This window comes from Bradyrhizobium sp. HKCCYLS3077, assembly GCF_051167555.1.
Lineage (GTDB): Bacteria > Pseudomonadota > Alphaproteobacteria > Rhizobiales > Xanthobacteraceae > Bradyrhizobium.
Genome location: NZ_JBNPTH010000004.1, coordinates 434,679 through 455,804, shown reverse-complemented (window position 1 = coordinate 455,804; position 21,126 = coordinate 434,679). Strand labels below are relative to the sequence as shown.

At 66.7% G+C, this 21,126-nt stretch carries 15 protein-coding genes; 8 read left to right on the top strand and 7 right to left on the bottom strand.

Going from position 1 to position 21,126, the window contains the following annotated elements:
• The first annotated feature begins 121 nt into the window (after nt 1-121).
• A complete protein-coding gene (locus tag ACQR0Z_RS18240) occupies nt 122-919 on the top strand; it encodes a DUF502 domain-containing protein (protein ID WP_434919568.1) in 798 nt (265 codons plus the stop codon).
• Nucleotides 920-1,132: 213 nt separating this feature from the next.
• On the opposite strand, the gene ACQR0Z_RS18235 is transcribed toward ACQR0Z_RS18240, so the two are convergent.
• Complete coding sequence (locus ACQR0Z_RS18235; protein ID WP_434860789.1) at nt 1,133-1,507, bottom strand: VOC family protein; 375 nt, start codon at nt 1,505-1,507, stop codon at nt 1,133-1,135.
• A gap of 261 nt (nt 1,508-1,768) precedes the next feature.
• Here ACQR0Z_RS18235 and ACQR0Z_RS18230 point away from each other — a divergent pair, with 261 nt between their 5' ends.
• A complete protein-coding gene (locus ACQR0Z_RS18230) occupies nt 1,769-3,649 on the top strand; it encodes an autotransporter domain-containing protein (protein WP_434919567.1) in 1,881 nt (626 codons plus the stop codon).
• Between the two features lie 157 nt (nt 3,650-3,806).
• Nucleotides 3,807-4,658: a DUF1932 domain-containing protein gene (locus ACQR0Z_RS18225; RefSeq protein WP_434919566.1), complete on the top strand. Its 852-nt coding sequence runs from the start codon at nt 3,807-3,809 to the stop codon at nt 4,656-4,658.
• A 200-nt stretch (nt 4,659-4,858) separates the two neighbouring features.
• Here ACQR0Z_RS18225 and recG read toward each other — a convergent pair whose 3' ends face one another.
• On the bottom strand, nt 4,859-6,961 hold the full coding sequence (gene recG, locus ACQR0Z_RS18220) for an ATP-dependent DNA helicase RecG (protein ID WP_434919565.1): 2,103 nt from the start codon (nt 6,959-6,961) through the stop codon (nt 4,859-4,861).
• Nucleotides 6,962-7,157: 196 nt separating this feature from the next.
• Between recG and ACQR0Z_RS18215 the strand changes: the two genes are divergently transcribed.
• The 3 genes from ACQR0Z_RS18215 to ACQR0Z_RS18205 all read left to right on the top strand — a co-directional run bounded on the left by ACQR0Z_RS18215 (nt 7,158) and on the right by ACQR0Z_RS18205 (nt 12,208).
• Complete coding sequence (locus tag ACQR0Z_RS18215; protein ID WP_434919564.1) at nt 7,158-7,445, top strand: succinate dehydrogenase assembly factor 2; 288 nt, start codon at nt 7,158-7,160, stop codon at nt 7,443-7,445.
• On the top strand, nt 7,445-10,960 hold the full coding sequence (gene mfd, locus ACQR0Z_RS18210; protein WP_434919563.1) for a transcription-repair coupling factor: 3,516 nt from the start codon (nt 7,445-7,447) through the stop codon (nt 10,958-10,960). The genes ACQR0Z_RS18215 and mfd overlap by 1 nt, the downstream gene beginning before the upstream one ends.
• A 564-nt stretch (nt 10,961-11,524) precedes the next feature.
• Nucleotides 11,525-12,208 carry a hypothetical protein gene (locus ACQR0Z_RS18205; protein WP_434919562.1) on the top strand — a complete coding sequence of 228 codons (684 nt, stop codon included), beginning with the start codon at nt 11,525-11,527 and terminating at the stop codon, nt 12,206-12,208.
• A 310-nt stretch (nt 12,209-12,518) separates the two neighbouring features.
• On the opposite strand, the gene ACQR0Z_RS18200 is transcribed toward ACQR0Z_RS18205, so the two are convergent.
• The 3 genes from ACQR0Z_RS18200 to ACQR0Z_RS18190 all read right to left on the bottom strand — a co-directional run bounded on the left by ACQR0Z_RS18200 (nt 12,519) and on the right by ACQR0Z_RS18190 (nt 17,249).
• Nucleotides 12,519-13,751, bottom strand: coding sequence for a GGDEF domain-containing protein (locus tag ACQR0Z_RS18200; protein WP_434919803.1), 1,233 nt, complete (start codon nt 13,749-13,751; stop codon nt 12,519-12,521).
• 113 nt (nt 13,752-13,864) lie between these two features.
• Nucleotides 13,865-15,373, bottom strand: coding sequence for an AMP-binding protein (locus tag ACQR0Z_RS18195; RefSeq protein WP_434919561.1), 1,509 nt, complete (start codon nt 15,371-15,373; stop codon nt 13,865-13,867).
• 49 nt (nt 15,374-15,422) lie between these two features.
• Nucleotides 15,423-17,249: an extracellular solute-binding protein gene (locus ACQR0Z_RS18190; RefSeq protein ID WP_434919802.1), complete on the bottom strand. Its 1,827-nt coding sequence runs from the start codon at nt 17,247-17,249 to the stop codon at nt 15,423-15,425.
• A gap of 260 nt (nt 17,250-17,509) precedes the next feature.
• Between ACQR0Z_RS18190 and ACQR0Z_RS18185 the strand changes: the two genes are divergently transcribed.
• Nucleotides 17,510-18,301: an invasion associated locus B family protein gene (locus ACQR0Z_RS18185; protein WP_434875995.1), complete on the top strand. Its 792-nt coding sequence runs from the start codon at nt 17,510-17,512 to the stop codon at nt 18,299-18,301.
• Between the two features lie 120 nt (nt 18,302-18,421).
• On the opposite strand, the gene hspQ is transcribed toward ACQR0Z_RS18185, so the two are convergent.
• Nucleotides 18,422-18,754 (bottom strand): heat shock protein HspQ, encoded by a 333-nt coding sequence (gene hspQ, locus ACQR0Z_RS18180; protein WP_434860780.1) that lies wholly within the window; start codon nt 18,752-18,754, stop codon nt 18,422-18,424.
• A 131-nt stretch (nt 18,755-18,885) separates the two neighbouring features.
• On the opposite strand from hspQ, the gene ACQR0Z_RS18175 reads away from it, so the two are divergent.
• A complete protein-coding gene (locus ACQR0Z_RS18175) occupies nt 18,886-19,839 on the top strand; it encodes an AEC family transporter (RefSeq protein WP_434875996.1) in 954 nt (317 codons plus the stop codon).
• 6 nt (nt 19,840-19,845) lie between these two features.
• On the opposite strand, the gene ACQR0Z_RS18170 is transcribed toward ACQR0Z_RS18175, so the two are convergent.
• A complete protein-coding gene (locus ACQR0Z_RS18170) occupies nt 19,846-21,045 on the bottom strand; it encodes a UbiH/UbiF family hydroxylase (RefSeq protein ID WP_434919560.1) in 1,200 nt (399 codons plus the stop codon).
• Nucleotides 21,046-21,126: the final 81 nt, after the last annotated feature.

Here is a 21,126-nt window from a genome sequence, read left to right as displayed (position 1 = left end):
GGCAGGGGTGGGCGGGTCACACGCCGGCGCCAAAGCGTGCGGTGTGTCGGAAAGAGGGCCTTGGTCCTTCAAAAATCTGCTAAGACACCCACCTGAGATCTGATCCGACCCGGAAGTCCGCATGAGTTCCCGCGACGACCTGCCGCCAAAGCCTGATTCCCTGACCGAAGTCCCCCCGGAAAGCCACCACGGGTTGATGTTTCGGTTCCGAAACTATTTCCTGACCGGCCTCGTCGTCGCCGGGCCCGTCGCCATCACCCTCTACATCACCTGGTGGTTCGTGACCTGGGTGGACGGGCTGGTGCGCCCGTTCGTTCCGCTCGCCTACCGGCCGGAGACCTACCTGCCGTTCGGCGTGCCCGGGTCCGGGCTGATCGTCGCCGTGATCGGCCTGACGCTGCTGGGCTTCCTCACCGCGAACCTGATCGGCCGCACGCTGGTCGATCTCGGCGAGCGGCTGCTGGGACGGATTCCTGCGGTGCGCGCCGTCTATCGCGGCCTCAAGCAGGTGTTCGAGACGCTGTTCTCGGGCAAGGGCTCAAGCCTGCGCCGCGTCGGTCTCGTCGAGTTCCCGTCGCCCGGCATGTGGTCGATCGTGCTGATCTCGCAGCCGCCGAGCGAGGAGGTCGCGAACCGGCTACCTGGCGACGAGGAGCAGATCTCCGTGTTCCTGCCCTGCGCGCCGAACCCGACCACCGGTTTCTTCTTCTATCTGCCGAAGAGCAAGATCATCGAAGTCGACATGAGCGCCGAGGATGCGGCGACCTTGATCATGTCCTGCGGCGTGGTGCAGCCGGGATCTGATCAGCAGAAGAAGGTCGCCGCGCTCGCGAGCACGGCGAACGCCGCGCGCCTCGCTAACACGGCGGCCCAACAGCCATCGCCGAAGCTGGAGCCGGAGCCGGCCAAGGTCGACTAAACGAGCGTTTTTCGAAGCCCTTGCACGGTGATCACGTTACCCCGGCCGTCATCGTCCGCGAAAGCGGACGATCCAGTACGCCGTGACACCTCAGCGAATCTCTTCCGCCACGGTACTGGATGCCCCGCTTTCGCGGAGCATGACAGCGGTGGTGATGGCGCGAACTCTAAACAACCTGTTTCAAGGAAGCGTTCGTCTGGACCGTCGCATGCTTCAGCCCGCATCCTGCGGAACGAACACGCGCAGGCGATGCCCGTCCGGATCGAGCGCGACGAAGGTCGTGCCGAAATCCATCCGCGTCGGCTCTTGAATGATCGGCAGGCCGCGAGCCTTCCAGTCCCGGTGCAGGCCTTCGACCTCGGCGACATCGCCGACAGCGAACGCGACCTCGCCACATCCCGGTCCGCCAGCGGCCGCCGGCTCGACCGTGTGCCGTGACCACAAGCCCAGCATCACACCCTCGCGCAGCGGCAGCATCGCAAAGGTCGGCGACTGCTCCAGCACGGGCCGGTCGAGCAGGCCCGAATAGAACGCCGCGCTGTTCGGCGGGTTGTCGACATAGAGGATCAGGAAGTTGAAGTCGGGCATGGGTTAGTCTCCGCTGTCGGCGCCGAGGTCGGCGTCCCGGCCCCGGACATAGCGCGGCCTCCTGCCCAATTTTGTCAGCAGTGTTTTGTGACGTGCGGCCAGCTAGCAGTCGTGCGGAGAGCGGTATTTTGCGCCGCATGATGATGCCGCGAAGGCACAGCCTTTCGCCGTCCGCGGCCCTACAACCTAGGGTCGGTGGTGTCCTAATCCGCCGCCATGGAAACATCAAACAAACAAAAGTAAGGCGTAGGGAGTCGCGTGATGAGGCGTATGAGTCAGGCGTCGTTGGTGGGGGCGATCGTGCTGTCGGGGGCGTGGCTGCAACAGACGGAACCGGCATCGGCCCAAACAACCTACACGCGCATTCAAGCTTTCGGTGACAGCTACGCCGACACGGGCAATCTCTGGACCTTCACCGGCGGTCTCGGCAAGCTGCCGCTGTATCCGACGGGCCGCTTCAGCGGCGGCACCAATTTCGTCGATACCACCTCGGCGCTGCTCGGCATTCCGCAGCTCAACTACGCGATCGGCGGCGCGACCAGCGGCACCACCAATGTCGCCGGTCCCGGCATTCCCGGCTTTGTCCAGGAGTGGAGCGGGTTGACCGGCTTCTCCGGCAGGATCTCGTCGACCGACCTCGTCGAGATCTCGATCGGCGGCAATGATGCGCGGGCCTATTATCGCGCGGGCGGCTCGTTCGCCGGCGCGCCGGTCGCGGCTGCCGTGACCGCGCAGCAGGCGATGACCGGCATCAACGCACTGGTCGGCGCCGGCGCGCGCAGCATCGTGTTCACGGCCGGCGATGTCAGCACGCTGCCGGAAGCCGTCGGCAACGCCAATGCCCCGACCGGCAAGCTCTACAGCACGACCTACAATGCACTGATGCAGGCCTCGCTCGCGGGCGTCGCGCGCTCCGGCGTGCGCGTCGAATATGTCGACACTAGCCTGATCGGCTCGCTGATCCAGGCCAATCCGTCTCGCTACGGCTTCAGCAATGTCGGCGCCTGTCCGGTCGCCTGCATCGGCAATCCTGCGCTGCAGAACCAGTATCTGTTCTATGTCGACGGCGTGCACCTGACCTCGCACGGCTTCGAGGTGCTGGGCCAGTACATCGTCAACCGCCTCAACGCGCCGCTGACCTTCGCCCCGCAAGGGGACGTGGCGTCGATCACCGCGATGGGCTTTGCCTCGACCCTGTTCGGCAAGCTCGATCAGTTCCGCGAGACCGCGGGCTTTTCGCCGTCGACGATGAATTCCTATGCGGCTGTCACCAAGGCGCCCTCTGTGAAAGCGCCGCCGCTCGCGGCGGTCAATCCGTGGTCGTTCTACATGCAGGGAAATGGCGGGATCAGCGACAGGCAGGGCAACGTCGCCGCGAACGGCTTCAATCTCGACAGCGTCGGCGGCACCATCGGAGTCGAATATCGCCTGTCGGCGAACGCGATGCTCGGCACCGCGTTCGACTATTCCAACCCGAAGGCGCGGCTGTTCGGCAATGCCGGCACGACGGATGCGAACTCCTATCAGTTCGGATTCTACGGCGCCTGGGCCAGCAGCAACCTGTTTGCCCAGGGCCTCGCCACGATCGGCCATCAGGATTATCGCAACACGCGGCCGGGTGTCGTCGACACCATCACCTCGAATCCCGGCGGCACGACCTTCGTCGTCGCCGGCAAGGCTGGTTATCTGTTTGACGCCGGCACCGCGAAGCTCGGTCCGATCGGCGGCCTGACCTATGCGCGGGCCAAGGTCGACGGCTTCACCGAGGCCGGCGATCCCGCGCTGACGCTGAGCGTCGGTTCGCAGACGGCGGAGACCCTGGTCGGCAGCGTCGGCGTGCAGTTGCGGACGCCGTTCCAACTGCAGGGCGCGACGATCAATCCGTATCTCAACCTGACGCTCGATGACGACATCATCGGCAATGGCCGCCTGATCCAGTACAGCGCGACCTCGGCGCCGGTCATCGTCAACAACTGGAATGTGCCGAGCGCGACCTCGCATAACGTCTATGGCCGAGTGAGCGCCGGAATCGTGGCGCCGTTCTGGAGCAACGTGGCGCTGACGGCGAACGTGTCACGGACCATCGGCCGCACCGGCGGCGACGATTTCTTCGGCAGCGGCGGCTTGAAGATCTCGTTCTGAGCTCGGTCGGAGCAGCAGGCGCTGGGGGGGCGCGACTGCCGCTACGGCCAGGGTGAGGGGCAGTCCGGAAGGGCTGCCCCTCCGTTTTCGCGTGTTCCGTTTCGTCATCGAAGCCGGATAGTGTTTCGGGAGCATCGTCGGAATCGGAGTTGTTCTCATGCCCCCCAGCATTGCCGTGATCGCGCCCGGCGCCATGGGCAGCGCCATCGCCGCTCGCCTCGCCGAGCATGGCTGCAAGATCCTGACCTCGCTGGAGGGCCGTAGCGCCGCGACGCAGGCGCGGGCGGCGGCTTCCGGAATGAGCGGCGCCAGCGAGGCCGAGATCGCTGCGGCCGACATCATCCTGTCGATCGTGCCGCCGGGCGAAGCCGTGGCGCTCGCCGAGCAGCTTGCCACCGCCATCAATCGGAGTGCAAAGAAGCCCGTCATCGTCGACTGCAACGCCGTCAACGTCGAGACCATCCGAAGGATCGAGGACATCGTACTGTCCGCGGGCGCCCGCCTGGTCGACGCCGCCATCATCGGACTGCCGCCGAAGCCGGGCACGAAGGGCCCTGCGTTCTATGTTAGCGGTGAGACGGCGGCCGATGTCGCCGTGCTCGGGCAGCTCGGGCTGGACTTGCGCATGATCGAGGGGCCGATCGGTGCGGCGTCGGCGCTGAAGATGTCCTATGCGGGCATCAACAAGGGCCTGACGGGATTGGGGGCCGCCATGGTGCTGGCCGCCACGCGCGCCGGCGCTGCGGATGCGCTGCGCGACGAGCTCGCGCTCAGCCTGCCGCACGTCCAGGCGCGGCTCGGCAGCGCGCTGCCGGACATGTTGCCGAAGGCCTATCGCTGGGTCGCCGAGATGCGCGAGATCGCAGGCTTTCTCGGCGATGATCATCCGGCCGCGCTGATCTACGAGGGCTTTGCCCGGCTGTTCGAGCACATCGCGGCGGACGTGCAGGGCGAGGGGACGGAGGCGGCGCGGCTCGTGGCGTTTGCGGAGAGCTGCAAGGGGAAGTGAGCCTTCATCTCACTTCGTCGTACCGGGCAAGCTGCGATGCGCAAAGCGCGTCGCGGCGCCGACCCGGTACCCATACTCCGCGGCGGCTGTGAGGCGCGAAAAAGCCAATGGCCCGCCTGCCTCAAACTGCTGCCTGGGGGTATGGGTCCCGGCTCGGAGGCCGGGACGACAGCGGAGTTCGTTGAGGCCCTTTCGGCCAATCACCCCGCCGTCAGCAGCGGGATCGCTTCGTCGCGTTCGTAGAGATAGAGCAGACAGCGCAGCGCCTCGCTGCGCGGGCCCTTCAGCTTGGGATCCTCTTTGAGGATCCGCAGCGCCTCGTCGCGGGCCTGGGTGATCAGCTGCGCGTGCACCTCGGGCCGCGCGATGCGATAGCCGGGCAGGCCGCTCTGGCGGATGCCGAGCACGTCGCCTTCGCCGCGCAGCTTCAAATCTTCCTCGGCGATGCGGAAGCCGTCGGTGGTCTCGCGGATGACCGCGAGCCGGGCCTTCGACATCTGGCCGAGCGGCTCGTGATACAGCAGGATGCAGGTCGAGGCCTCCGAGCCGCGGCCGATGCGGCCGCGCAGCTGGTGCAATTGGGCGAGGCCGAAGCGCTCGGCATTCTCGATCACCATGATGGTCGCGGCGGGCACGTCGACGCCGACCTCGACGACCGTCGTGGCTACGAGCAGCCGCAGCTCATGGCCTGCGAAGCGGCCCATGACGTCGTCCTTCTCGCTGCCCTTCATCTTGCCGTGGACCAGGCCGACGCGCTCGCCGAAGCGCTCGCGCAGGCTCTCGTAGCGGTCGGTGGCGTTGGTCAGATGATCGATGCCCTCGGCCTCGGATTCCTCGACCAGCGGGCAGATCCAGTACACCAGCTTGCCAGCGTCGAGCGCGCGGCCGACGGCGTCAATCACCTCGGTACGGCGAGTGTCGGCCACGGCGCGGGTGTCGATCGGCTGCCGGCCGGCCGGCTTCTCGCGCAGCTCCGAGATGTCCATGTCACCGAAGTAGGTGAGCACAAGCGTGCGCGGGATCGGCGTCGCCGACAGCACGAGCACGTCGACCGCCTCGCCTTTGGAGGTCAGCGCCAAGCGCTCGCGGACGCCGAAGCGGTGCTGCTCGTCGACGATGGCAAGCGCGAGCGATCTGAAGACGACGTCATCCTGGATCAGCGCGTGGGTGCCGACGAGCAGGTCGATCTCGCCGGCCTCGAGCCGGGCGAGAATGTCGCGGCGCTCCTTGCCTTTCTCGCGGCCCGTGAGAATGGCGACGTTCATGCCGGCGCGCTCGGCGAGCGGCGCGATGGTCTTGGCGTGCTGCCGCGCCAGGATCTCGGTCGGCGCCATCAGCGCGGCCTGCTTGCCGGCCTCGGCCACCGCGGCCGCGGCGAGCAGCGCGACCACGGTCTTGCCGGAGCCGACATCGCCCTGCAGCAGGCGGAGCATGCGCACCGGCTTTTCGAGATCGGCCGCGATCGCCTCGATCGCCTGGGCCTGCGAATTGGTCAGCGCATAGGGCAGGGCGTCGATGATCCTGCGGCGCAGCCGGCCGTCGCCGGCATGACGGTTGCCGGCAGGGCGGCGCAGCTGCGCCCGCACCAGCGCCAGCGCCAATTGCCCGGCGAGCAATTCGTCAAAGGCAAGCCGTGACCAGAACGGATTTTCGGGGAGGATATCCGTCAGCTCCTGCGGCACATGCACCCGCGTCAGCGCCTCCCGCAACGGCGGGAAGTTGCAGCGGCTCAGCACCTCCGGGCTGATCCATTCCGGCAGCTCCGGCAGCTTGGTCAGAGCCGCCGCGATCGCCCGCCGCAGCGAGCCGAGCGCGAGGCCTTCGGTCAGCGGATAGACCGGGTCGATTCCTGACAGTTTGGCAAACGCAGCTTCATCCAGAATGGGGTGGGGATGCACGATCTGCGGCACGCCGTCATACATCTGCACGGTGCCGGAGACGTAGCGCTTGGCGCCGACGGGCAGGATCTTCTCGATGTAGTCGCCCTTGGGCCGAAAAAAGGTCAGCACGACATCGCCGGTCTCGTCGCTGGCGTACACCAGATAGGGCGCGCGGGCGTTACGCGACGGACGATGGCGATCGACCGTCAGCTCCAGGGTCACGACCGTGCCGACCTCGACGTCGCGGACCTTGGGCCGGTTGCGGCGGTCGATCACGCTGGCCGGCAGATGCAGCAGCAGGTCGACCAGCCGCGGCGTCTCGCTGCAGCTCAGCAGATAGCGCAGCAGCTTGTCCTGCTTCGGCCCGACTCCCGACAGGGTCGTGACCGGCGCAAACAGCGGGTTGAGGATGGCAGGGCGCATGGACCGAACACTTAATTCGCTTTGCAGGCCGGAATAGCCGTGATCGCCACAACATCCACCTCTTTTTTCCCGGTTTCAGGCGGCCAGGCATGCCGGTTCTGCACCCCGGGAGGGCTGACAGGGGCGCCCCGCGCCGCTATATGAACCGCGCCCGGCACCGTCCGGGCTTTTGGCGTTGTCCTGCAGGAAGATCGCGATGACCGGAACGACCCGTTCGAGCCAAGGCCTAGACGACCGCCGCAAGCGGCTGCTGTTCCGCTGCTGGCATCGCGGCACCCGTGAGATGGACCTGATTCTCGGCCGCTTCGCCGACGCCGAGATCGGGACGCTTTCCGAGAGCGAGCTCGACCAGCTCGAGCAGCTCCTGGAGGTCTCCGACCCCGATTTCTACGCCGCGATCACCGGCGCCCGGCCGTTGCCGCCCGAGCAGACGCCGGCGCTGTTCGAACGTATCAAGGCGTTCCGCGCGGTGGACGCCGATTGATGAAGAGTCCGGTCAAGTCGCCCGCCGAGCATCTCGCCCCGGGGCGCGCGCTCACGCTCGCCAATGTCGCCGAGGGCGCCGAGGGGCTCGTCGTCTCTGACCTCGCGCGTGCGATCGCCGCCAGGCCGAAGCCGCCGGCGGTCAGCCTCGCCGTGGTCTGCCGCGACGGCAACCGGATGCAGCAGCTGGCGCGGGCGCTCGACTTCTTCGCGCCTGATCTGCCCGTCATGCAGTTCCCGGCGTGGGACTGCCAGCCCTATGACCGGGTCTCGCCGCATGGCGGCATCCTGGCCCAGCGCGTCACGACCCTGGCGCGGCTGTCGCGCCTCGCCGGCAGCGACAAGCCGCTGATCGTGCTGACCACGGTCAACGCCATCGTCCAGCGCGTGCCGTCGCGCGACACCATGGCGGGGCAGGCGCTGTCGGTGGCGCCAGGCCACGTCGTGCCGATGGATTCGGTGGTCGCGTGGCTGGAGCACAACGGCTACGTCCGGGCCTCGACTGTCCGCGAGAGCGGCGAATATGCTGTGCGCGGCGGCATCCTCGACCTCTTCCCCGCCGGCCTCGACCAGCCGGTGCGCTTCGACTATTTCGGCGACAGCCTGGAGTCGATCCGCACGTTCGATGCGGAGACGCAGCGCACGCTTCTCGACATGCGCTCGCTCGATCTCGTGCCGGTCTCCGAATTCCAGCTCGTCACCGACACCATCCGCCGCTTCCGCATGGGCTATGTCGCCGAGTTCGGCGCGCCCGACCGCGACGATGCGCTGTATGAGGCCGTCAGCGAAGGCCGCCGCTATCCCGGCATGGAGCACTGGCTGCCGCTGTTCCACGACAAGATGGAGACCCTGTTCGACTATCTGCCGAACACGCCGATCGTGATCGAGCCGCAGGGCGAGGACGCGGCGCGGGAGCGCTTCAAGCAGATCATCGACTATTACGACGCTCGCCGCGAGGCGATGGAGCATCCCGGCGGCGGTGCGATCTACAAGCCGCTGACGGTCGACCGGCTGTATCTGACGTCCACGGAGTGGGTCGAGCGGCTCGCCGCTGTTCCGCTCGCGAAGGTGACGCCGTTCGCCGTGCCCGAGGGCGCCGGCGTCGTCGACATCGGCGCGCGGGCCGGCCGCAACTTCGCGCCGGAGCGCAACGACGCCGCCGTCAACGTGTTCGAGGCCGTGGTGGCGCATGTCCAGGCGCTGCAGTCGGTGCGCAAGAAGGTCGTGATCGCGCTGTGGAGCGAAGGCTCGCGCGACCGCATGGCCTCGATGTTGAAGGACCACAAGCTGATCCACGTCACCAGCGTCAACACCTGGCGCATGGTGCAGGCGACGCCGCGCAACGAGACCATGCTTGCGGTGCTGGGCCTGGAGACCGGGTTCGAGACCGATCAGATCGCGGTCATCTCCGAGCAGGACATCCTCGGTGACCGCCTGGTGCGGCCGCGCCGCGCCAGCCGCAAGCTCGACAATTTCATCTCGGAGGTCACGAGCCTCGCCATCGGCGACATCGTCGTGCACGTCGACCACGGCATCGGCCGTTTCGTCGGCCTGCAGACGCTCGAAGTCGCAGGCGCGCCGCATGATTGTCTCGAGCTGCGCTATGCCGGCGAGACCAAGCTGTATCTGCCGGTCGAGAACATCGAGCTGCTGTCGCGCTACGGCTCCGACCAGACCAATGTCGAGCTCGACAAGCTCGGCGGCTCGGGCTGGCAGACGCGCAAGGCCAAGCTGAAGAACCGCATCCGCGAGATGGCCGGCGAGCTGATCAAGATCGCCGCCGAACGCATGCTGCACGAGGCGCCGAAGATGCCGGTGCAGGCCGGCCTCTATGACGAGTTCTGCGCCCGCTTTCCCTATGACGAGACCGAGGATCAGCTCGCCGCGATCCAGGCGACGCTCGGCGATCTCGAAGCGGGACGGCCGATGGATCGCCTCGTCTGCGGCGACGTCGGCTTCGGCAAGACCGAGGTGGCGCTGCGCGCGGCCTTCGCCGTCGCGCTCGACGGCAAGCAGGTCGCCGTGGTCGTGCCGACCACGCTGCTCGCGCGCCAGCACGCGAAGACGTTCACCGAGCGCTTCAAGGGCTTTCCGGTCAACGTCGCCCAGGCCTCGCGGCTCGTCTCAACCAAGGAGCTCAACCAGGTCAAGAAGGGCCTCACCGACGGCTCGGTCGACATCGTCGTCGGCACCCATGCGCTGCTCGGCAAGACCGTCAAGTTCCGCGACCTCGGCCTCGTCATCGTCGACGAGGAGCAGCATTTTGGCGTCAGCCACAAGGAGCGGTTGAAGCAACTGCGCGCCGAGGTCCACGTGCTGACCCTGTCGGCGACTCCGATCCCGCGCACCTTGCAATTGGCGCTGACCGGCGTGCGCGAGCTGTCGATCATCGCCTCGCCGCCGGTCGATCGTCTCGCCGTGCGCACCTTCGTCGCCCCGCATGATCCCGTGATGATCCGCGAGGCGCTGCTGCGCGAGCGTTATCGCGGCGGCCAGGCGTTCTACGTCGTGCCGCGCATCGACGATCTCGCCGAGGTCAAGGAATTCCTCGACAAGACCGTGCCGGAGATGAAGGTCGCGGTCGCGCACGGCCAGATGGCGCCGACCGTGATCGAGGACATCATCTCGGCATTCTACGACGGCAAGTTCGATATCCTGCTGTCGACCACGATCGTCGAATCCGGCCTCGACATTCCCCGTGCCAACACGCTGATCGTGCACCGCGCCGACATGTTCGGCCTCGCCCAGCTCTATCAGCTACGCGGCCGCGTCGGCCGCTCCAAGCTGCGCGCCTATGCGCTGTTCACCTTGCCGTCGACCCACAAGGTCAGCGCGCAGGCCGAGAAGCGGCTCGGCGTGCTGCAGTCGCTGGAGACGCTCGGCGCCGGCTTCCAGCTCGCCAGCCACGATCTCGACATCCGCGGCGCCGGTAACCTTTTGGGCGACGAGCAGTCCGGCCACATCAAGGAGGTCGGCTTCGAGCTCTATCAGTCGATGCTGGAGGAGGCGATCGAGAACCTCAAGGCCGGCATCACCGAGCCGACCGTCGACCGCTGGTCGCCGCAGATCACGATCGGCATGCCCGTGCTGATCCCCGAGGACTACGTCTCCGATCTCTCGGTGCGGCTGTCGCTCTACCGCCGCCTCGCCGATCTCGAGACCGACGAGGAGATCGAGAATTTCGCCGCCGAGCTGCGCGACCGCTTCGGCAAGCTGCCGGACGAGACGCGCTATCTGTTCAAGGTCGCCGCGATCAAGAACTACTGCCGCAGGGCCAATGTCGAGAAGGTCGACGCCGGCCCGAAGGGCGCCGTCATCGCCTTCCGCGACAACAGCTTTGCCTATCCCGACCGCCTCGTCGCCTTCATCAAGCGCCACGGCCAGGCCGCCAAGGTGCGCCCCGACATGAAGGTGGTGTTCCTGCAGGTGTGGGAGACGCCGGAGGAGCGGCTGGCCGGAACGACGGACATTCTCAAGGAGCTGGCGGAACTCGCGGAGAAGAAGAAGGCGGCGTGAATCGCCACCGGCTTTGTGTCACCGAAGTTGCCAGCCGAAATGCAAGGCGAGGCTGGCGATCAGAAACACGGACACGATCGCCACGACGCTGACCCAATCAGTCTCCTCGCAGGATTGCCGGTTCTGCATGACGCATGCTCCGCTTCGTTGGATGCCTCGAGCGATCGTCGATTGCAGCAGACGAGTTGGGCAAATGCGCGATCTCAACATGCACGTATTGGGCTGAGATCGTGATCAGGGAAAACGGTCCGTAGGATGGGCAAAGCGGCCGCCGTAAGGCGGCAGCGTGCCCACCGTTGTGCGGCGTGCGGTGCCGGAAGATGGTGGGCACGGCGCCATCTCATAGCTCGCAAGTGGCGAGACCGTGCATGCGCCTTTGCCCACCCGGACCGCCCTCGGGACGAAGAGCGCGCACGTGAATGCGCGAGAACTCATGACGGCCACTTTACGCCGTCCGAGAGACGCGAGCTGATAGCATGGGCTGCAATTCGGTCCCGTCGCTCGACAGTTCCACAGGACTTCGCCTATCTTTCGCGCAAGGACTCCTCATATCCGGGCAATGCGATGCTGTCTCTCGTCAAAGAACTCATGGCTTTCCTTGCGGCCACGGTTGAGCAGCGTGGACTCGCAGTCACGGGAACGGTCGTAGAAGGCAGAACGACGCGCCGCCTCATCGTGGAGCTTTGCCGTGGCTCCGAGATCAGTCTCGAGGCGGAGTTCGGCTTTCACATCCAGCGAAGCGGCGAGCTGGTCGTGACATGGACAACGCGCTTTCGCTGGCCAAAGGCCGAGGAGATGCTACGCGACCTCCGGCCGCCATCGCCCTATGGTCCCGACGTGCCCGAGATCCGCAAGGCGCAGACCCAGCTTTATCCCATCGCTTCACTCTGCGGCGTCAATGATCACAAATCAGACCATGTCAGGTTTTACCCCCCGGAGCCCGACGCCGTCCGTCGTCATGTCGCAAGCGTCGTCAACACCCTGCTGCAAAAGGTCGTTCCGGACTTTCACCCATATTGCGACGTCGATGTCTTCAGCAAAGCTGCGATGAAGCCCATGGCGGAGTCGCGGCTCGAGATGGCCGAGACGGCTGTCGCGGCCAGTCTGGTTGCGGCCGGGAAGCGCAGGGAGTTCGAATCCTGGCGAGAGGCGTGCAGAAATGGTTTCGTCGGTGGAGGTCGGCTTCGGCTCGCCGTCGATTATCGGGAGCGATACATGCTGGCTGTGGAGAGCCGGTTGCCTGATTGAGGAAGATGGTTTGGCTTTGTTGTGAGTCCGTAGGATGGGCAAAGCGGCCGCCGTCAGGCGGCAGCGTGCCCACTGTCGTGCGGCATGGCGCGTCGTGAGATGGTGGGCACGGCGCTATCTGATAGCTCGTCTGTGGCGAGACCGTGCATGCGCCTTTGCCCACCCTACGGTCCAGCATCATTGGGTAGACGCGAGCTGATAACTCCAAGCGTCATTGCGAGCGCAGCGAAGCAATCCAGAGTCCCGTTGACGCCCCTGGATTGCTTCGCTGCGCTCGCAATGACGTGGGGCTAGGAGCGGCGCCTCAAACCTACGACGCCGCGCGTTGGGCCTCGCCGTAGACGCGGGCCAGCAGCGTCCGCGCGGTGTCGTTCGGCTGCAGCGCTGCGACGGTGATCGATGGCTCCGAGCGCGTGTCGCGCTTGCCGTGCGAAGTGTGGCGCATCACGCTGGAGAGGCGGCGGGCGATGGCATGGGCGGAGCGCAGGTCGGTCTCGGCGAACACGACGACGACGGAGCCGTTGTCCTCGTGGGTGCCGAAATCCATCCGGCGCATCAGTCGGCTGATGATGCGGGCGCCGTCATATTGCGCGCGCGGGTTGACCGGGTCGAAGGCGAAGCGGGCGACGGCCAGGCTGCCGCCGCTCTTCTGGGTCTGGCTGACGGCGGTGGCGAAATCGCGCGCGAAGGCGTTGCGGGTGAGAAGGCCCGTTTGCGGATCGAGCATGCCGCCGGCTTCGATCGCGCGCAGGGTGCGATTGAGGCGGCTCTCGAAGGCATGCTGGCGGATCAGCGGCAGCGCATGCGCCGCGATGCGCTGTGGATCGCCGGCGATGATCTCGAGATTGGCGAGCTCCTGGAACGGCGCCGGCTGGTTGGCGGTGACGACGACGCCGAGATTGCGGAAGCGGGTGTCCTCGGCGAGCACCGCGAGGAAGGCATCGACCACCCGCGGCGAAAACCCTTCGCCGAGCACGATGCCGTCGATGTCGCGGCTCGACAGATGCTTGGCGGCGGCCTCGATGCTGAGCGCGCCGACCACGGCCATGCGCTCGCCGAGCGCGACGGACAATCCGGGCATCGAGGCGCCGCGGCCGAGCAGCAGCACGGTCGCGTCATTGAGCGGATCGGTGTCGGGCAGCACAGCGTCCGGCGACTTCTTCTCGTCGAGCCGGCGCAGCACCATCGTGTGCAGCGTGCGGATGCGCAGCGCCGCGCGCAGCCGCGCCAGCAGCCGCTCGTGATTGTCGCTGCCGTGCAGAGGAATCGCGTTGTCGGGCAGCACGGTATCGCCAGGATCGATCGCGATCATCGGAATATAGGGTCCTCGCGCACTGACATGGCGCGACAGCGCTGCGATGTCGGCCTCGTCGGCACCGTCGATGACAGCAAGCACGGCCGCGGGTTGCATCCGGGCGATCGCGCCGGACGCATCGCCCCAGCGGGCTTCGGCGGTGGGGAGAATTTGCGCTGCCGCGAGTGCCGCCGTCAGCGAAGGCCGCGTGGACTGGGAGACGATGAGAAGCAGGCCTTGTTGGGACATCAAGGAGAACTCAGGATACGCGGACGATACGTCGCGATCCTAGGTATCTCCCGTTAACGCGGCGTCAATCCTGTTCCAGAGACGCCGGTTCCGCATTTGCCCGGACGGCAGTTTCAGCCGCCCGAGCTGGCTCGGTCGCGGAAGGCCTCGACCATCAGCGGGTTGAGTCCGAGCTCGGCCAGGGCTTCGCGGGCGCGGGCATTGTCCATCGCACGCCCTGCGAGGCGGTGGCCGCTGAGCCGGTCGGGCAGGGCGGTCAGCAGCGCGCCCTGGCCAAGGCGGCGCGACCATTCGTGCAGGTCCTGCGCGAGGAAGCGGTAGCCGCCGACAGCCATCACGCCGGCCGGCGGCGCGGTGATCGAGATCGTGTCATGGGCGCGATCGAGCCGGACGGCATATTCGGTGTCGACGAAATCGCGCGGCGGCGCCGGCATCAGCGAGTCGCTCGGCGGGGGCGGCGGCGCATAGGCGGCAACCACGACCATCGGTCCGCGCAGGCCCAGCGTGCCCTTGGGCGTGACCAGGATCTCGCCGGCGATCGACGATCCCGCCTGTTCGCGCGGAGCCCCTTGGCGTCCCGGCTTCACCGGCCCCGGGCTGCCATCGGCCGACGTGCGCCGAATTGCGAACAGGCCGGCTTCGCCGAACAGATAGACATCGGTCATTTCGATGTCGCGCGTCTTCCACGACGGGCTCGACGCCACCTGCTCCGGCGCGCGCCACATGCCGAGCACGTAGCGCAGATTGGGCAGCCGGACGGCAAGTTCGCCCTCGTCGAGCCGCAGGGCGAGCTGGGCGGGAACGATCAGCGTGTCGCAGCCGAGCTGCTGGAGCTGCTGCTCCATCGCCTCGGAATCGAACGGGTGATGCAGCGCGAGGCTGCCGCCGGACAGCAACCACGTGACGACGGAGGCGGCGAGGCCGGCAAAGGATGACGGCAGGAACGCCGACATCATGTTCACGCCCTGCGGCAGATCGCTCTCGAGCGAAACCGCGAGACCGCCGGCGATGAGGCTGAGATGGGTCCGTGGCACGGCGCGGAAGCCGTCCGGGGTGACATCGAAGGAGACGATCGCGGCCTTGCGGCCATCCGGCATCAGTCCGCGCGTCGACCGCGACGGTTTGGCGATCGACTGGTCGAGCGAGTACATGCCCTCCGGCAGGTCGTTGCCGAAACCGCAGACATGGCGGATAGAGAAGGCTTCGGCCGCAGCGTTCATCGCCAGGTCGGCATGGACGACGCCGTCGATCTTGGCCATCGTCACGATCGCCCGGGCACTGGTGCGGTTCAGCGCCGCCACCAGCTCCGACTGCCGCCACAACAGCGGAAACACGGCCACCACCAGACCGGCGCGATGCGCGGCCAGAACCGTGAGCACGAACTCGATGGTGTTGGGCAGTTGAACCGCGATGACCGAATGCGCGGGCAGGCCGGCGTCGATGAAATGCGCCGCGAGCGCCGAGATGACGCGATCGGCTTCCGCATAGCTCAGGCGCATCGGAGGCCGGCCGGTGACGCGCTGCTTGTTGATCGGATCGATCAACGCCACCGCATCCGGCTTGCGCGCCAGGATGCGTTGAAACAACGCGTCGAGCGTCGGCGACGTATTGGCCTGATTCACCTGTTGCCCCGTACTTTCACGGACCCGGCCGACCAACTGCCCCGGTTGGTCATTTGGTTGCCGGCTCCGGCCGCTGCCACCAGCTCTCCGGGAGCGCTCCCGTCAAGGCTGTCCTCTTGGGCCGTTCTATACGATTCCACCGAGCGATCCATTCCTCGGCGGCATTGAGCACTGGAATAGCGTAGAACCCCGCCATCAGGGTACGGTCCAACGCGCGAACCGTCGAGATAAATTCGGGCCTGTCGCGGGCCCGCAACAGCGCCGCGATCATCGCGTCGATCGCCGGGTCCTTGGCGCCCATGTAGTTCCGTGTTCCGGTCCGGTCGGCGGCCTCGCTGCCCCAGTAGAACGCCTGCTCATTGCCGGGCGACAGCGACTGGTCCCAGCGGTTCTGGATCATGTCGAACTCGAAGCTCAGGCGGCGCTGGTCGAATTGCACGGGATCGACGACCCGGATCGAAGCCGCGATGCCGGCGCGCTTGAGGCTGCCGGCATAGGCGAGCGCGATGCGTTCCTGGTCGCGGGTCGTCACCAGGATCTCGAAGGCGAGCGGCGCGCGCGTCGTCCGGTGCCGCAACACCGTGCCGTCGAGGCCGTAGCCGGCCTCAGCCAGCAGATCGAGCGCCGCCTTCAGCGTCGCGCGGTCGCGCCCCGAGCCGTCGGTGACCGGCAGGCGATAGCTGCCGTCCATGATGTCGGCCGGGATTTGCGCGGCGAAGGGCTTGAGAAGCTCGCGCTCGGCGGCTTCGGCGGGGCGGCCATAGGCCGATAGCTCGGAGCCTGCGAAATAGCCGCCGCTGCGGCGGTACAGGCCGAAGAAGTAGTTGCGATTGATCCACTCGAAGTCGAACAGCAAGGTCAAGGCCCGGCGGACCCTGACATCGGCGAACACCGGCCGGCGCGTGTTGAACACCAGGAACTGCGAGGGCTGCGGCGTGCCGGAGGTGATGCTGTCGCGGATGACCTCGCCGTTGCGCGCCGCCGGGAAATCGTAGCCGTCGTGCCAGCGCAACGGCTCGGTCTCGATGCGAAAGTCGTAGAGCCCGCGCTTGAAGGCTTCGAATTGGCCGTTCGATTCGCGGTAATAATCGAGCCGGACCTCGTCGAAGTTCCACAAGCCGCGATTGACCGGCAGATCGCGACCCCAATAGTCCGGATCGCGGGTCAGGGTGACGCTCGATCCCGGCTGCACTGCCGTGACGCGATAGGGGCCGGACCCGATCGGCGGCGCCATCGTCGTCTCCTCGAAGCTCGCGACGTCGGTGGCGTGCTTCGGCAGGATCGGCATCAGCCCCAGGATCAGCGGCAGTTCGCGATCTTCGCTGCCGCCGAAGTCGAACCGGATCGTCAGCGGATCGAGCACATCCGCCCGCGCCACCTTGGAATAGAACTGCCGGTGGTTGGGACGGCCGTGATCGCGCAGCAGCGCGAAGGAGAACGCGACATCCTCGGCGGTCACCGGCCGGCCATCGGAGAAGCGGGCGCGGGGGTCGATGCGGAAGGTGATGAACGTCCTGCGCTCGTCGGTTTCGACGCTCCTGGCCAGCAGGCCATAGAGCGTGAACGCCTCGTCATTGCCGCGCGTCAGCAGGCTCTCGACCACATGGGACCGAATTTGCTGCACTGCAATGCCGCGCACGATGAACGGGTTCAGGCTATCGAACGTGCCGAGCAGCCCCCACACCAGGCGGCCGCCCTTCGGCGCATCCGGGTTCGCATAGGGCATGTGATCGAAGCCGGCCGGCAGGGCCGGGTCGCCGTGCATGGCGATCGCCGCAGTTTCGGCCGCGTTTGCCTTGGAAGTGTAGATCGGCGGCAACAGCGCCAGGATCAGCGCGCTTGTGCACGCAGCCACGCTCAACCTGCGCTGCAGCATCAGGACGAAGGCGCAAGCATTTGATTCGGAACAGCTCACGAGGGGCTTTTACCACAGCCTCGCCAGCGCTAGACCGCAGCCGCGACACGGTCTCGCGGCATTGATTCTTCCGCATACCGCGTTAAGAAGGCGGGCGATTGAGTTACGGCGGCAACGCCTGTCACTTAACCGCCTCATTTCCTGAGGAGACAGCCGCTTCGACGGCTTGGTTGGCGCCTTTGGCGGTCTCGGGCGCTGCCGTTCAGAAAGGGTTTTCCGCAATGAATTTCCGTGACTTGGCCTCGTCGGTTGGGCCGCGTGGGCGGCTCGTCGCCCTGCTGGCGGTCACCGCGCTGGCCGTTTCGTTCGCCTCCGAGGCGCAGTCGCAGGCCCAGCCGCCCGCCGCGCCCAAGGCGAAAGCTCCGGCTGCCGCTCCCAAGGCTCCCGCTCCGGCCGCGCAGGCTCCTGCCGGCGCGCCTCCGGCGGCGGGCCAGCAGCAGGCCCAGCAGCAGCAGGAGATGCCGCAGCTGATCTACGCGCCCTGGACCAAGTTCTGCCTGAAGGGCCAGGACGCCAACGCCAAGCAGGTCTGCTTCATCGGCAAGGACGGCCGCATCGAGTCCGGTCAGCCGGTGGTTGCTGCCGTGATCATCGAGCCGGAAGGTGAGCCGAAGAAGATCCTGCGCGTGACCCTGCCGCTCGGCATGCAGCTGCAGCCCGGCACCCGCATCGTGATCGACAACAATCAGTTCATGGAAGGCAAGTACGTCATCTGCTTCCAGAACGGCTGCATGTCGGACTACGAAGCGACGCCTGATTTCGTGAACAGCCTGAAGAAGGGCCAGACCCTGTACGTGCAGGCGATCAACTCGAACGGCACCGCGCTGACGTTGCCGCTGCCGCTGCAGGAAGGCAACAGCAGCTTCGCCAAGGCCTATGACGGCCCGCCGACCGATCCGAAGCAGTTCGAAGAGACGCAGAAGAAGCTGCAGGAAGAGCTGCAGAAGCGCGCCGAGGAGCAGCGCAAGAAGCTCGAGCAGACGCAAGGCTCTCAGCCGCAGGCGAAGCAGTAAGCGCTGCCGCGACACTCCATCAAATCAAAAGGCGCTCCGGTCGGAGCGCCTTTTTTGTTGATGCCAGCGAATGTGCGTCGAGGGCAGGGCAGGCAGGTCAAGCTCGACCGCGGACCGTCCTCAGTTCAGCAGGGGATTGCGAGGACGATAGCCGCCCGCTTTGTCCTTGACGAAGATCTCGGCCACCTGGGAATGCCGGATCGGTTCGCCGGACTCGTCGGGGACGAGGTTCTGCTCGGACACGTAGGCGACGTATTCGGATTCGGCGTTCTCGGCGAGCAGATGGTAGAACGGCTGGTCCTTATGCGGCCGGACCTCTTCGGGGATCGACAGCCACCACTCCTCGGTGTTGTTGAACTCGGGGTCGATGTCGAAGATCACGCCCCGGAACGAGAACACTCGGTGCCGGACGATCTGGCCGATCTGAAACTTGGCAGTTCGCGCTTTGATCATTCTAGTCGAATAGACCAGGACGGGGAGCGATGCTAGTGCCCGATACGCGGATTTAATCTAGAGATTGCCGATTCGCGTCGTGAGCTGACGCCCCCGCATTCCAGGCCCTGGCGGGCCGCCCCCCGAGCGCCATGTTCGACATTCTCAATCTGGCCCTGCCGTATTTCGGCGTCGTTTTCATAGGCTTCGCCTGCGGTAAATGGCGGAGGCTGCCGGAATCCGGGCTCGCCTGGATGAACTTCTTCCTGCTCTACGTGTCGCTGCCGGCGCTGATGTTCAACCTCATCGCGCGGACCCCGTTTGCCGAGCTGAGCAACCCGCCATTCCTGGTTGCAACCACGCTCGCGACGATGCTGACCTTTGCGCTGGCGCTGCTGCTCGGGAAGGTCATCGGCCGGCTGTCGCTCCGCGAAGCGACCATGGCCGGTCTCGCCGGCGGCTATGGCAATATCGGCTATATGGGCCCGGGTCTGGCGCTGTCCGTGCTCGGGGCCAAGGCGGCGGCGCCGACCGCTCTGATCTTCTGTTGCGACAGCATCTTCCTGTTCACGATCGTGCCGCTGCTGGTGGAACTGACCGAACGGGACCATGCCTCGGTCGGGCATGCCCTGCGCACCGTGCTGCTGCAGATCCTGCAGAACCCGCTGATCATGGCGACCGCCGCGGGCATCGTTGCGGCGGCGCTTCAAATCCATCCGCCGACCGTGCTCGATCGCACGCTGCAGTTCCTGCAGAATGCCGCGGCGCCGACCGCGCTGTTCGCGCTGGGTGTCACCGTGGCGCTGCGGCCGTTCGAGCGGCTGCCCTGGGAAGTGCCGGTCCTCACGGTGGTGAAGCTCGTGATCCACCCGCTGATCTCGTTCGGCCTGATGCTGCTGTTCGGGCCGTTCGCGCAGCCATGGGCCGCGACCGCGGTGCTGATGGCCGCGCTGCCGCCGGCGCTCAATGTATTCGTCATCGCGCGCCAGAACGACAGCTGGATCGAGCCGGCCTCGTCGGCGGTGCTGATCGGCACCTTCGCCTCGGTGGTGACGCTGACCAGCGTGATGTGGCTGATCCAGAGCGGCCGGCTGGTGTTTCCCTGATCGGGCTCAGCCGGCGCGGCGCGAGCTGCGCCAGGAGGGCGCGAGCCCTTCGCGCATCGCCAGCCGCCGCAGCGGGCCGATGCCCCCCATCAGGTGCATGCCGACCGCGCGCAGCGACTGCATCGGCAGGAGATCGCTGAGCAAAGAGCGGTTGGCCATGTCGATCGCGAAGGTGCGGCTCAGGATGTCGGCGCGTCGGGCCGAGCCATAGCGTGAGATCACCTGGGGCGCGCCGAGATCCTCGCCGGCCGCCTTGGCCTTGCTGACGACGTCGGCGATGTCGATGCCGTCGCGCAGCCCGAGATTGAGGCCCTGCGCGCCGATCGGCGGCACCACATGGGCGGCCTCGCCGATCAGGGCAATGCGGTTCTGCGCGTAGCGCTGTGGCCGCTCGATCGCGAGCGGAAACAGGTGTCGGCCGGGCTCGACATGCACGCGGCCGAAGATCGAGTGCGACTGACGCTCCGCAGCCGCCGAGAGCGCGTCATCGTCGAGGGCATGGAGCCGCTCGGCCTCCTTGGGCACGGCGACCCAGACCACGCTGCAGCGGTCGCCGGGCAGGGGGACGAACACGCAAGGTCCCTGCGGCGTATGGAATTCGGTCGAGACGTTGTGGTGCGGTCGCGCATGGGTGATGTTGAAGGTCAGCGCCGACTGTTGCAGCGTGCGGCGGCTCACGCCGATGCCGGCCGCCTCGCGGCACAGCGAATGGCGGCCATCGGCGCCGACCACGAGCTGCGCAGTCAGCGCATGGCCCGACGCCGTCGTGACGGTCACGGCTTCGGCGTCGCTGCGGACGCTGTCGGCATCTTCGGCGATCCGCACGAGGCCTTCGATCTCGCCGGCGCGCTGCTCGAGCGCCTCGACCAGGACGGCATTGGCGATGTTGTAGCCGAACAATTCGAGCCCGATCTCATCGGCGACGAAGCGCACTTCCGGCGCGCGGATCAACCGGCCGGTATCATCCACCAGCCGCATCGTCCTCAAGCCGGCGGCGCGGTCCCGGCACGCGTTCCAGACACCAATATCGTCCAGAAAATCGACGGAGCCGCCGAGCAAGGCCGTGGTGCGATTGTCGGCATAGGGCGCCTTGCGGGCCACCAGCGCCGTGCGCGCGCCGGCCTGCGCGAGGGCGATGGCCGCCGCAAGCCCGGCCGGGCCGCCGCCGACCACGATGACATCGAAGCTTCCGTCTGTGCTGCTCATGATGGAACATTTGACGTTCCCACCGCGCTTTTTCAAGAGTGATGCGGCCGGCCTGCGCGGCGCATCGCCGCAAGCGACGAT